The organism is Caulobacter sp. 05T431 (genome assembly GCF_056665975.1).
The window spans coordinates 16370-28526 of record NZ_JBFTKU010000035.1 but is presented as its reverse complement, the minus strand read 5'-3'; the positions used below and the strand labels follow the sequence as shown (position 1 = coordinate 28526).

The window sequence follows — 12157 nt, the reverse complement described above, 5'->3', positions numbered from 1 at the left end:
AGGCCGCGCCGGCTCCCGCCGCCGCTGCGCCCGCCGCCGCCCCGGCTCCGGCCCCGGCCGCTCCCGCCGCCATCGTCGACAAGAACGACAAGGGCGACAACGCGTGGATGCTGACGTCCTCGCTGCTGGTCCTGCTGATGATCCTGCCGGGCCTGGCCCTGTTCTACGGCGGCCTGGTCCGCTCCAAGAACATGCTGTCGGTCATGATGCAGGTCTCGACCGTCGCCATCATCGGCTTCGTCGCCTGGGTGCTGTGGGGCTACAGCTTCGCCTTCACCGACGGCGGCAGCTGGGACAGCTACGTCGGCGGCCTGAGCCGTCTGTTCCTCAAGGACGTGACCCCGGCCTCGAACGTCGCGACGTTCTCGACCGGCGTGGTGATCCCCGAGTTCACCTTCATCTCGTTCCAGGCGACCTTCGCCGCGATCACCGCCGCCCTCGTGGTCGGCTCGCTGGTCGAGCGCATGAAGTTCGCCGCCATCGTCGCCTTCGCGGTGCTGTGGCCCCTGCTCTCCTACTACCCGATGGCCCACATGGTCTGGTGGTGGCCGGGTCCTGACGCGATCGCCCAGGCTCCGACCGCGGCGGTCAAGTCCGGCCTGATCTGGGGCTTCGGCGCCCTGGACTTCGCCGGCGGCACCGTGGTGCACATCAACGCCGGTGTCGCGGCCCTGGTGGGAGCCCTGATCCTGGGCAAGCGCCAAGGCTACGGCAAGGAACCGATGCCCCCGCACTCCCTGACCCTGACCCTGGTCGGCGCCGGCCTGCTGTGGGTGGGCTGGTTCGGCTTCAACGCCGGCTCGAACCTGGAGTCGAACGGCTACGCCTCGCTGGCCATGATCAACACCTTCGTGGCCACCGCCGCCGCCGGTCTGTCGTGGATCGTCGTCGAGTGGGTCACCAAGAAGAAGCCGTCGGCCCTGGGCCTGGCTTCGGGCGTCGTCGCCGGCCTGGTGGCCGTCACCCCGGCCGCCGGCTTCGCCGGTCCGATGGGTTCGGTCATCCTGGGCCTGGTCGTCTCGCCGATCTGCATCTTCTTCTGCTCGGTCGTGAAGAACGCGCTGAAGTACGATGACAGCCTGGACGCCTTCGGCATCCACGGCATCGGCGGCATCGTCGGCGCCATCGGCACCGGCATCCTGGTCAACCCCGCCTTCGGCGGCGCCGGCATCGTCGACTACACCAGCTGCGGCAAGGACGGMGACCTGTCGACCTGCGACAACGCGGTCTACAACCTGGGCACCCAGGTGCTGGCCCAGCTGAAGGGCGTCTGCGTCACCATCGCCTGGTCGGCCATCGCCTCGATCATCGTGTTCTTCGTGATCAAGCTGATCATCGGCCTGAAGGCCTCGCCGGAAGCCGAGGAAGAAGGTCTGGACATCTCCGAACACGGCGAACGCGCCTACCACAGCTAAGGCTGGGGAAGGCTCGGTCCAAAGGTTCGGATCGGGAGGGCGCGGAAGCTTCGGCTTCCGCGCTTTTCTTTTGCGCGCATGGCTCGTCATCCTCACGCGACGACTCGCTGAGTTGATGGAAAGGGCTGCGGAGCGCCGGACATCGTCCGGAGTTTGAAAAAGAATACCGTTTCGACGAAGCCCGATCGCTCCGCGCGGTCGTTATCCGGAAGCCTGCGGCGCTGAGCCCTGTTCGGACCTCGCCGCCTTGAAGCCTCCGACGGGCGGGCTGGATCAACGCCTCCAGTCCCGGACCGCGAGCCTGTCACCGCTCGCCTGCTGCTCTTTCGACCCTCACATCACGTCGTATCTGTGGACCACGCCCGACCGGCACCAGAGACATGAGGTTGTTCCGGCCCCTACCGAACGCGGACCGGATCCGACAGAGCTTCCCGCTCGATCGCCCCCCGCCGCCGCATCGGTCGCTGGCCATGCGCCCTTTCCCGCGTCGAGGTGGAGCCATTATGCGGCCGCCGGGAAACCCTGCGGGGAATAAAGATTTAGCGCAGGGATTTCAGCGGGTTGGCCGCCGCAGTGACGGGGACATGCACTCACGGCAAGGTCTTGCGGGTCGATCAACGGCCGTCCGGGTGAGTGCGTGTCCCCACCTTCGTCCACGGCGTCACAGGACAGACTCCAAACTCAGCGGACKACTTGGGGGACACGCACTCACCCGGAACTCAGCGCGAAATCGTCAGATGTCGGGCCATGAGTGCGCGTCCCCGGCCTGGCTCAATGCGAAACCCGGCGACACGCCCAAGGGCATGTCCCCGTCGGCGCCTAGAACGGCCCGCCCAGGCGGCAGCGCTTTACCCACCAGTCCGGCCGCATCTGCTCGAGCCGCTCGGCCAGGCCTTCGGCCTCGATGTCGCCGGCGCACAGGGCGAAGCACGTGGCGCCCGAGCCGGACATCCGGGCCAGCAGGGTCTCGGGTTCGTCGGCCAGCAGGTCCAGCACCTGGCCGATGCGCGGCTCCAGGGCCACGGCCGGGGCCTGCAGGTCGTTGCGGGTGAAGCCGGCCAGCCAGGCGCAGACCTCCTCGGCGCTTTCGAGCCCGTCCAGCATCGGCGGCGGCGTCTCGCCGTCGGGATGCACGGCCGCGTCATAGGCGCGATAGACCGCCCCGGTCGGCGACGGGACCAGCGGGTTCACCAGGACGGCGTGCAGGTCCGACAGGGCCGGCGCGGGCGACAGGCGCTCGCCCCTGCCCTGCGCCATCACCGGCGCGCCCCACAGGCAGGCCGCGCCATCGGCGCCCAGGCTTCCGGCCACGACTTCCAGGTCGGCGTCGGACAGGTCGGGCGCCAAGGCCCCGCGCAGCAGCCGCAGCGCCGCCCCCGCGTCGCTGGAGCCCCCGCCCAGGCCCGCCGCGATCGGCAGGGCCTTGTCCAGGATCAGCCGAAACGGCGGGACCGGCCCGCCCAGCCGGGCGCGCAGGGCGTCCGCGGCCCGCACCACCAGATTGCCGTCGTCCAGCGGGACCTCGCCCCCGAACCGCCCCGTCGCCTCGAAGCTGGGCGCGTCGGCCGCCTGCAGCCGGACCCGGTCGCCGACGTCGGCGAACAGCATCAGGCTGGAGATCGGGTGATAGCCCTCGGCGTCGGGACCGCCGACGTGCAGGAACAGGTTGACCTTGGCCGGGGCGAAGGCGTCGAGGCGCATGGCGTGCCCTTGAAGCGTCTTGAGGGGCGTCTGGAAGCTAGAAAGTCGTCAGGCTACTGGCTGGAGGCCACCTTGGCCGGCGGACCGTCCAGGCCGTTCTTCAGCTTGGCCTCGGCCTCAGTCTTCTGCTTCTCGTCAGGCTCCAGGCTGAGCACCCGCTGCCACTGGTAGCGCGCCTCGACCTGGCGGCCGATGCGCCAGTAGGCGTCGCCCAGGTGGCCGTTGACGTCCGGGTCGCCCGGCTCCAGCTCGACGGCCTGCTCCAGCTTGACCACGGCGGTCTTGTAGTCGCCCTGGCGGTAGTAGCCCCAGCCCAGGGAGTCGAGCATCGCGCCCGACTGCGGACGGGCGTCGACCGCCTTCTGGACCATGGCGATGGCCTCGGGCAGGTGCACGCCGCGGTCGATCCACGAATAGCCCAGATAGTTCAGCAGGTCGGGCTCGTCCGGGTTCAGCTTGACCGCCGTCAGCAGGTCGCGCTCGGCGTCGGGCCAGCGCCCGGCGCGTTCCAGGGAGATGCCGCGCATGTAGAGCAGCCGCCAGTCGGGCTTGTCGCCCTCGCCGGTGATCAGCGGGTCCAGGGCGGCGGCCGACTCGGCCCAGCGCTCGTTGGTCCGCAGCAGGTCGGCATAGGTGATCTGAGCGTCGCGGTCCTTGGGGGCGGCGACGGCCGACTGGTGGGCCAGGGCCAGGGCCTTTTCCTTCTCGCCGCTGCCCTGGAGGCTCCAGGCCAGCTTCGACTGGGCGGCGACGTAGCGCGGCGAGGTCGGGAGCACCTTGGCGTAGGCCTCGCGGGCCCCGACGTCGTCATCGTCCTGCCCCAGCAGGTCGCCCACCAGCAGCCAGGCGTCGTCGCGCTTGGGGTCCAGCCTCAGGGCCAGGCGCAGATAGGCCAGGCCGAACTGGCTCTGGCGCTCGCTGGCGAAGGTGGCGGCGCAGGCGACCAGCATGTGGGCCGCGCCCTGCTTGTCGGTCGGCATGGCCGGCGCGGGACCGCGCGCCGCGGCGCGGGCCCGGGCGGCCTGCAGGCCCTGGTCGTCGGGATCGCGCGTCAGGGCCGCGTCGTACAGCGCCACGGCCTCGGCGTGGCGCTTGCGGCGTTCCAGGAACGCGCCGTAGTCCTCGACGAACAGGGCGCGGGCGTTCTCGATCGCCATCAGCGCCTTGTAGTCGGTCTCGGCCTCGTCATAGCGCTTGGCGCGTTCGTACAGCCGCGCCTGGCTCAGCTGGCCGAAATACTGCACGAACCGGTCGCCCTGCAGTTCGGGACGCACCACCGCGCCGTTGGCGTCGCCGGCGGCGGCGGCCAGCCAGGGCGCCAGCAGGACGGCGGCGGGACGATGGGGGAAGCCCAGGGTCTCGGTCTTCAGCAGGGCCTGGGCGTCGCGGGGCTTGCCCACGGCCATCAGGTCGACCACCCGGGTCAGCACGCCCAGTCGGCGCACCTGCTCGTTGGCGTCCGTCCCCTGCGGCGCCAGCGCCGCGGCGCGCGGCACGTCGCCGGCCAGCAGGGCGGCGGTGAACGCGCGATCGGCCAGCACGCCCGGGTCTTCGCCCAGCTGTCGCGCCTCGTCGAAATAGCTGGCGGCCTGGGCGTTGGAACCGTTCAGCAGGGCCGCCTGGCCGGCCAGGAACTGGCCGTAGGCCGACCGGCTCGAGCCCCAGGCCGAGCCCATGGTGAGCTGGCCGCGCAGGTCCGGCCCGGGCGGCGCGGCGGCGCAGGCGCCCAGGGTCGAGGCGGCGAGAAGGGCGAGGAGAAGCTTGGTACGCGTCATATCCGCACCCTCATCGGTTTCCGGGCGGGCCGCAAGAAAAAGGCGCGGTCCGAAGGTCGAACCGCGCCTTAGACTTTCATCGGGGCCTTTCAAAGGCCCCTCTTCTACATGTTCGGATAGGTCGGGCCGCCGCCGCCCTCGGGCGTGGTCCAGACGATGTTCTGCGACGGGTCCTTGATGTCGCAGGTTTTGCAGTGGACGCAGTTCTGGGCGTTGATCTGGAAGCGCGGGTCCTGACCCTGCTCGTTGTAGAGCACCTCGTAGACGCCGGCCGGGCAGTACAGCCGCGCCGGTTCGCCGTACTTGGGCAGGTTGACCGCGATCGGGATCGTCGGGTCCTTCAGCTTCAGGTGGGCGGGCTGGTCTTCCTCGTGGTTGGTGGCCGACAGGAACACCGAGCTCAGCTTGTCGAAGCTGATCACGCCGTCCGGCTTGGGATAGACCAGGGGCTTGTAGTCCTTGGCCAGGCCGGTCGACTCCGCGTCGGTCTTGTCGTGCTTCAGCGTGCCGAAGAACGAGAAGCCGCCGAACAGGTGCGTGCACCACATGTCGAACATGCCGGCCGCGCCGCCCAGGAACGTGCCCAGCTTGCCCAGCAGCGGCTTGGCGTTGCGGACGACCTTCAGCTCCTTGGCCACCCACGAGCCTTCATAGGCCGTCTGGTAGTCGACCAGCTCGTCGCTGGTCCGCCCGGCGCCGATCGCGGCGAAGGCCGCCTCGGCGGCCAGCATGCCGGTCTTGACCGCGTTGTGGCTGCCCTTGATGCGCGGCACGTTGACGAAGCCGGCCGAGCAGCCGATCAGCACGCCGCCCGGGAAGGTCAGCTTCGGCACCGACTGGTAGCCGCCCTCGGTGATGGCCCGCGCGCCGTAGGCGATGCGCTTGCCGCCTTCCAGGTGCGGCTTGACCGCCGGATGGTGCTTGAAGCGCTGGAACTCGTCGAACGGCGACATCCAGGGGTTCTTATAGTTCAGGTGCACCACGTAGCCGATGGACACGTAGTTGTCCCCGAAGTGGTACATGAAGCTGCCGCCGCCGGTCTTGTCGTCCAGCGGCCAGCCGGTCGTGTGCTCGACGAGGCCCGGCTGGTGCTTCTCGGGCGGCACCTGCCACAGTTCCTTGATGCCGATGCCGAACTTCTGCGGCGACTTGCCGGCCGACAGGTCGAACTTGGCGATCAGCTGCTTGGCCAGCGAGCCGCGCACGCCCTCGGCGATGAACACGTACTTGCCGTGCAGCTCCATGCCCGGTTGGTAGTCGGGCTTGTGGTGGCCGTCCTTGGCGATGCCCACGACGCCCACGACGACGCCCTTCAGCGAGCCGTCGTCGTTCCAGACCATGTCCGAGGCCGCGAAGCCCGGATAGATCTCGACGCCCAGTTCCTCGGCCTGGGCCGCCAGCCAGCGCGAGACGTTGCCCAGCGAGCCGATGTAGCAGCCATGGTTGTGCATGAACGGCGGCATGGCGAACATCGGCAGGGCCATGTCGCCCTGCGGGCCCAGCAGCCGGAAGCGGTCGATCTTGACCGGGGTCTCCAGCGGCGCGCCGCGTTCCTTCCAGTCGGGGAACAGCTCGGCCAGGCCCTTGGGGTCGATCACCGCGCCCGACAGGATGTGGGCGCCGACCTCGGAGCCCTTTTCCAGCACCGCCACCGAAACCTCGGTCCCGGCCTGCGCCGCCAGTTGCTTGAGTCGGATGGCGGCCGAAAGGCCCGCCGGTCCGCCGCCGACGATGACGACGTCGTATTCCATCGACTCGCGTTCGAGCTCTTCGCTCATTGAGGTCTCCCGCCCGGGCGCACTCTGCCCGCGTTCTTTGCTGTTTGAGTCGAAGCTTATCGTGAGGTGACGCGGAGGTGGTCAAGAATAAACGAATGTTTTTTGCTGCGATGCAGCGTCAATCTTCAAGCGGCTGACGTGGCGGTGATCGGAGGATCGCGCTAAGAGACGGCATGGACCTCGCCGTCGATCCGCGCGCCGTGGAAAGCCTGCTCGCCTTCTGGGCCGACGCGGGCGTCGAGGCTTCGTACGCGGACGAGCCGATCGATCGCCTGGCCGAGGGCGCGGCGATGCTGCGGGCCCGCCGGGAGCCCCCTCCGCCCGTCGCCGTCGCGCCGGTCGCCACGCCGGCCTTCGGACGCGGCCCCGACCTGGGCGCCGCCGTCGCCGAGGCCCGGGCCCTGGCCGCCGCCTGCGCCGACCTGCCCGCCCTGGCCGCCGCCATCGCCGCCTTCGACGGCTGTCCGCTCAAGACCCAGGGCGCGCGCCAGGCCGTGGTGTCGCGCGGTCCGGCCGACGCGCCGCTGATGATCATCGGCGAAGCGCCCGGCGCCGACGAGGACCAGCAGGGCGCGCCGTTCGTCGGCCGCGCCGGCCAGCTGCTGGACCGCATGCTGAAGGCCGCCGGCCTGATGGACCGCGCCTTCGTGACCAACACCGTGTTCTGGCGCCCGCCGGGCAACCGCACGCCGACCCCGCAGGAGCAGGCGACCTGCGCGCCGTTCCTGGAGCGGGCGATCCAGCTGGTCCAGCCCAAGATCCTGCTGCTGGTGGGCGGCGCCTCGGCCAAGAGCATATTGAAGCGCGAGGAAGGCATATTGTCGCTGCGCGGCCGGTGGTTCGAATGGACCTCCGCCGACGGCCAGACCGAGCTTCCGGCCTTGCCCACCTTGCATCCGGCGTTCCTGCTGCGGAAGCCAGACGCCAAGAAGAAGGCCTGGGCCGACATGCTTATGCTCAGCGAGAGACTTGATCGTCCGGAGCGTCCCAACTAGAGATTCGGACGACCAGTTGGACACGGGACGCGTCGGGGAGCCTTTCGGGGCAAGGGCGCGGAAACGCATTGCAGCTTCTAGCTCGCCGTCTGGCCGTTTTTTCGGCCTTCGTGTTTTGCCTCATGGCCGCTTTCAGCGTCGCCGTCGGCGCCCATGCGTCCTCGCTCGAGCCGCTGTCCGAGGCCGACGCCCGCTTCTACCGCGCCGCCTTCGCCGCCGCCGACCACGGTGATTTCGACGCCGCCGAGGCCGCGGCGGCCAACGCCCGCGACCGCAGCCTGCGGGGCCGGCTGGAATTCRCCAAGGTCATGCACCCCAACGCCTATTCGGCCAGCTACGACGAGCTGACCGACTGGCTGGCCGCCTACGGCGACCAGGCCGGGGCCGACCGAGTCTACGCCCTGGCGGTCAAGCGCAAGCCGGCCCGCGCCGCCGCCCCGAAGATCCCGGCCCTGTTCGTGGCCGGCGCCAAGGGCCCCGCCCCGGCCGACAAGACCCGCGCCGCCCGCGAGGCCTATTATTCCGGCGACGTGAAGAAGGCCCTGACCCTGGCCCAGGCCGCCGGCGAGCCGTGGATCGCCGGCCTCTCCGCCTTCCGCCTGCAGGCCTACGCTCAGGCCCGGACCTATTTCGAGCGCGTCGCCGACGACGAGAACCAGGACGAGTGGCTGCGCTCGGCCGCCGCCTTCTGGGCCGCGCGTTCGGCGGCCTCGGGCGGCCAGGCCCGCGACGTCGAGGACCTGCTCAGCGCCGCCGCCCGCGCGCCCAACACCTTCTACGGCATGATCGCCGCCCGCCAGCTGGCCCTGTCCGGCCTGGCCCTGGCCCAGGACGACCCGATCGCCGCCCTGCTGACCAAGGTTTCGTACGAGGGGCCGGACGTGGAATCCCTGGCCCGCTTGCTGGCCGCCGACCCGCGCGCCCGCCGCGCCGCCGCCCTGGCCCAGATCGGCCGCTGGGCCGAGGCCGGCCAGGAGCTGCGCGCCGGCCTGTCCCTGGCCAGCGACAATCCCAAGGCCCGCGGCGACTGGACCGACCTGGCCCTGGCCCTCAACGAGAAGGCCCCGCTGAACGCCGGTCGCGCCGTCAAGCGCGTGGGCGGCGAGGACTATCCCCTGCCCCCGCTGGAGCCCAAGGGCGGCTTCACGATCGACAAGGCCATGGTCTACGCCCTGGTGCGCCAGGAAAGCCGCTTCGACCCCTACGCCATGTCGGGCGCGGGCGCGGTGGGCCTGATGCAGCTGATGCCGGTGGCCGCCGCCCGCGCGGCCGGCGACGACAAGCTGCTGGCCGACACCACACCGCTGTTCGACCCCAGCTTCAACCTGCGCGTCGGCCAGGACTATTTCACCTGGCTGATGGACCGGGGCCTGCAGAGCCCCGACCTGTTCCGCGCCGTGGCGGCCTACAACGGCGGCCCGGGCACCCTGATCAAGACCCAGGAGCAGCTGGGCGGCGCCGACTGCGATCCGCTGCTGCTGATCGAAAGCCTGCCGGCCCAGGAGACCCGCAACTACGTCGAGAAGGTCATGGCCTCGTACTGGACCTATCGCAAGCTGATGGGCGCCGAGACCAGGACCCTGGACGCCGTCGCCAGCGGCGCGCGGGTGATCGACTTCCGACTGGACCAACAGTAGCGGCCCTGGCGCCGACGCCTGGCCCCCGCTTCTCCTTGGTGCAAACCCTTCGCCTTTGGTGGCTCGAACACGGTGGGACGGTGGGCCTCGGGCTGGGCGCCTGCGCGATCCTGCTTTTTGGCCTGCTGCTGATCCCTCAAGGCCCGGTCACCCTGCACACCGGTCGCGTCACAGGCTTTCGCGCCGTGAGCACCGACACGGGCACGGAGATGTATGTGACCGTCGATGTCGAGGGACGTCCGGTCTTGGCGCCGCTTCCCGCCGACAACGACTGTTCGATCGGCAGCTCCATAACCTTGCGAAAGGCGCGGCTCCCGCTTGGGCCGCGCTACGCCCCCCAAGGGCGGGCTTGCGCCCCGACCGACGACTAGACCCGCAACCGAACCGCCTTCGGCTTCAGGCGCCCCAGCAGCGCCTTCAACGGATCGCCGCCCGGCCTTACCCCGCCGGCCGCCGCGACGGCGTCGCGGGAGACCAGCACAGCCACGGGACGCCCGCCCAGATCGAACAGGCCCGCCTGCCCGATCCAGGCCGGCTTGCCGCCGCCGCCCGCCAGATGGGCCTCGACGGGCATTCGCCAGCTCTCGGGCAGGATCAGGTCCTCGCCCAGGATCAGGATCCACGCGCTCGTGGCCGCCGCACAGCCGGCCGCCAGGCGCTGACCCAGGTCGCCAGTCACCTGGACCACCCGCGCCCCGCTGTCCTCGGCGATGTCGAGCGTCGCGTCGGTCGAGCCAGCGTCGGCGAACACCACCGCCTTGACCAGGCCGTCGACGGCGGCGGGCACCAGCAGGGGCAGGACATGCACCAGCCGCGCGGCGCTGTTGTGGGTCGGGAGGACGACGGTGATCATGATCCTGCTTCCGATCCGACGCGGCGCGGGTCAAGCCGAGACTTGCCCAGACAAGACTTTGAGCGGCGAAGCATGGCATAGCCGCGTCATGATCCCGACCAAACCCTACGCCGCCTTCCTGTTCGACATGGACGGCACCGTGCTCGACTCCATCGCCGTGGCCGAACGGGTGTGGGGCGACTGGGCGCGGCGCCACGGCCTGGACGTCGAGGCCTTCCTGCCTACGATCCACGGCGTACGAGCCGAAGAGACCATCCGCCGCCAGAACCTCGCCGGCGTCGACATCGCCCTCGAGACCCTGGCGATCCTGCAAGCCGAGGTCGCCGACGTCGAGGGCGTGATCCCGATCCCGGGCGCCGAGGCCTTCCTGTGCGCCCTGCCCGCCGACCGCTGGGCCGTCGTCACCTCGGCCCAGCGCGAACTGGCCCTGCGGCGCCTGGAAGCCGCCGGCCTGCCGATCCCCGCCGTGCTGGTCACCGCCGAAGACGTGTCGCGCGGCAAGCCCGCCCCGGACGGCTATCGCCTCGCCGCCGAGCGCCTTGGCGTGGAGGCCGAAGCCTGCCTGGTGTTCGAGGACGCCCCCGCCGGCCTGCTGGCGGGCGAAGCGGCCGGGGCCGACGTGATCATGATCACCGCCACCCACCGTCACCCGCTAGAGCTGGGCCATCCGTCCATCCCTGACTATTCGAGCATCCAGGTTTCGATGACGGCGGACGGCCTGCGCCTGACCAAGGGCTAGAACAGCGACAACTGGTCCCCCGCCTTGGGCGGCACGGCGAACTGGGTCAGGTCCAGGGGCGGCAGCTTGTTGTCGAGGCCGAACTTCACCCGCGCCAGGTGGAAGCGCTGGCTCATCACCTGGGCGACGGGCCCCTCGCCCGTCATCCGCTTGCCCCATTCGGAACTGTAGGCCGCCCCGCCGCGCATCTGGCGGACCAGGGACATCACCCGTCGGGCGCGGTCGGGATGCTCGGCCGCCAGCCACTCCTCGAACAGGTCCTTGATCTCCAGCGGCAGGCGCACGGCGACATAGCCGGCCGTGGTCGCCCCGACGGCGGCGGCGGCCTCCAGTACGCCCTCCATCTCGTGGTCGTTCAGCGACGGGATCGAGGGGGCGAACATCACGGTGGTCGGCACGCCTGCCGCCACCAGCTGGCGCACGGCGTCGATCCGCCGCTTGGGCGTCGAGGCCCGCGGCTCCATGCTGCGCGACAGCCGGTGGTCCAGGCTGGTGATCGACACCGCCGCCCGCGCCAGCCCCGCCTGGCCCATCGGCCCCAGGATGTCGAGATCGCGGGTGATCAGGTTCGACTTGGTGATGATCGTGAATGGATGGCGGAACCGGGCCAGGGTCTCGATCACCGCCCGCGTCACCCGCAGCTGGCGCTCATCGGGTTGGTACGGGTCGGTGTCGCCGCCGATGTGGATCACCTTGGGGACGTACTTCGGCTTGGAAAGCTCGCGCTCCAGAAGCTTGCCGGCCTCGGGCTTGAAATAGATCTTGGTCTCGAAATCCAGGCCCGCCGAATGGCCCAGATAGGTGTGGGCCGGCCGGGCGTAGCAGTAGATGCAGCCGTGGCTGCAGCCGCGATAGGGATTGATCGAGCTCTCGAAGCCGACGTCGGGACTGTCGTTGCGGGCGATGATCGTCCGCGACTTCATCGGCTGGAGCGTGGTGGCGATCTGGGCCGGTTCCTCCTCCTCGCCCCAACCGTCGTCGAAGGCCTCGCTGACCTGGGACTCGAAGCGGCCCGTGCGATTGGACTTGGCCCCGCGCCCCCGCGCCCCTTCCCTAAGGCCAACGGACGGCGGGTGACCGGGAAGATTGGCGGGAGCGACCATGGCCGGATCATGAACCGCCAATGAGAACAATTCAAGAACATAGATGCCCGCGTCGGGCGTGGGCCCGCGCGCCTTGGCTCTTGCCCAAAGCGTCATCAATTGTTCAAAAACATCGCAGTTCGAAATCGAAGTCCGGGAAACCGGAACCCGCCTCGATGCCG

Annotated in this window: 9 protein-coding genes and 1 pseudogene; 4 read left to right on the top strand and 6 right to left on the bottom strand. The window is 70.1% G+C overall.

The features are described 5' to 3' along the window. Window positions 1–1415: ammonium transporter (locus tag AC1U89_RS23420; RefSeq protein ID WP_479902029.1), on the top strand; the 1415-nt coding region annotated here is incomplete at its 5' end. Between the two features lie 426 nt (window positions 1416–1841). On the opposite strand, the pseudogene AC1U89_RS23415 reads toward AC1U89_RS23420, so the two are convergent. The 4 genes and pseudogenes from AC1U89_RS23415 to AC1U89_RS23400 form a co-directional block, all read right to left on the bottom strand. After that, window positions 1842–1917: pseudogene (locus AC1U89_RS23415) on the bottom strand (hypothetical protein); the annotation flags it as partial. A gap of 317 nt (window positions 1918–2234) precedes the next feature. Continuing rightward, on the bottom strand, window positions 2235–3116 hold the full coding sequence (locus tag AC1U89_RS23410; RefSeq protein WP_479902028.1) for a 4-(cytidine 5'-diphospho)-2-C-methyl-D-erythritol kinase: 882 nt from the start codon (window positions 3114–3116) through the stop codon (window positions 2235–2237). 53 nt (window positions 3117–3169) lie between these two features. Further along, a complete protein-coding gene (locus tag AC1U89_RS23405; protein WP_479902027.1) occupies window positions 3170–4891 on the bottom strand; it encodes a tetratricopeptide repeat protein in 1722 nt (573 codons plus the stop codon). Between the two features lie 104 nt (window positions 4892–4995). Next, window positions 4996–6669, bottom strand: a complete 1674-nt coding sequence (locus AC1U89_RS23400; protein WP_479902026.1) for an electron transfer flavoprotein-ubiquinone oxidoreductase — start codon at window positions 6667–6669, stop codon at window positions 4996–4998. Window positions 6670–6842: 173 nt separating this feature from the next. Between AC1U89_RS23400 and AC1U89_RS23395 the strand changes: the two genes are divergently transcribed. Together AC1U89_RS23395 and AC1U89_RS23390 are read left to right on the top strand one after the other, a co-directional pair. Next, a complete protein-coding gene (locus AC1U89_RS23395; protein ID WP_479902025.1) occupies window positions 6843–7664 on the top strand; it encodes a uracil-DNA glycosylase in 822 nt (273 codons plus the stop codon). Window positions 7665–7786: 122 nt separating this feature from the next. After that, window positions 7787–9301 (top strand): lytic transglycosylase domain-containing protein, encoded by a 1515-nt coding sequence (locus AC1U89_RS23390; RefSeq protein WP_479902024.1) that lies wholly within the window; start codon window positions 7787–7789, stop codon window positions 9299–9301. Window positions 9302–9668: 367 nt separating this feature from the next. Here the strand turns inward: AC1U89_RS23390 and AC1U89_RS23385 are convergent, their stop codons facing one another. After that, on the bottom strand, window positions 9669–10154 hold the full coding sequence (locus AC1U89_RS23385) for a glycosyltransferase (protein ID WP_479902023.1): 486 nt from the start codon (window positions 10152–10154) through the stop codon (window positions 9669–9671). An 88-nt stretch (window positions 10155–10242) separates the two neighbouring features. On the opposite strand from AC1U89_RS23385, the gene AC1U89_RS23380 reads away from it, so the two are divergent. Continuing rightward, window positions 10243–10893 (top strand): HAD family hydrolase, encoded by a 651-nt coding sequence (locus AC1U89_RS23380; protein ID WP_479902022.1) that lies wholly within the window; start codon window positions 10243–10245, stop codon window positions 10891–10893. Here AC1U89_RS23380 and AC1U89_RS23375 read toward each other — a convergent pair. Then, window positions 10890–11996: a PA0069 family radical SAM protein gene (locus AC1U89_RS23375; protein WP_479902021.1), complete on the bottom strand. Its 1107-nt coding sequence runs from the start codon at window positions 11994–11996 to the stop codon at window positions 10890–10892. The two genes, AC1U89_RS23380 and AC1U89_RS23375, sit on opposite strands and share 4 nt — an antisense overlap. Window positions 11997–12157 lie beyond the last annotated feature (161 nt).